The sequence below is a fragment of the Exiguobacterium sp. HSB13 genome (assembly GCF_056764755.1).
Genome location: NZ_JBUZOM010000031.1, coordinates 1 through 473, shown reverse-complemented (window position 1 = coordinate 473; position 473 = coordinate 1). Strand labels below are relative to the sequence as shown.

Sequence of the window (473 nt, the reverse complement as noted above, 5' to 3'; positions counted from 1 at the left end):
AGGCATCCACCGTACGCCCTTCATACCTTGATCTAGCGTTGGTATTCTAAGAACACACGTCTTAAATGACATGGTTAATTAAAAGTTTGATGTCTTGTTGATGTCTTCAGTTTTCAAGGTGCGAGTGCCTTATCCAAAGGACAAGACAAATGGAGCCTAGCGGGATCGAACCGCTGACCTCCTGCGTGCAAGGCAGGCGCTCTCCCAGCTGAGCTAAGGCCCCAGGATTGAAATTAGAATGGAAATGGTGGGCCTAAGTGGACTCGAACCACCGACCTCACGCTTATCAGGCGTGCGCTCTAACCGGCTGAGCTATAGGCCCATTCCATGACTAGAGAGAATTAGACTCTCAAAACTGAACGATGGGCATGTCCCGTAAGGGACGTTTTCCTTAGAAAGGAGGTGATCCAGCCGCACCTTCCGATACGGCTACCTTGTTACGACTTCACCCCAATCATCTACCCCACCTTCGA

Annotated in this window: 2 tRNA genes and 1 rRNA gene; all 3 read right to left on the bottom strand. The window is 50.1% G+C overall.

Features of this window, described 5'->3' with window-relative positions:
* Positions 1-150 precede the first annotated feature (150 nt).
* Positions 151-223 (bottom strand) — tRNA-Ala (locus ACZGCQ_RS16900).
* Positions 224-245: 22 nt separating this feature from the next.
* Positions 246-322: transfer RNA gene (locus ACZGCQ_RS16895), tRNA-Ile, on the bottom strand.
* Between the two features lie 73 nt (positions 323-395).
* Positions 396-473 (bottom strand): 16S ribosomal RNA (locus ACZGCQ_RS16890); the annotation flags it as partial.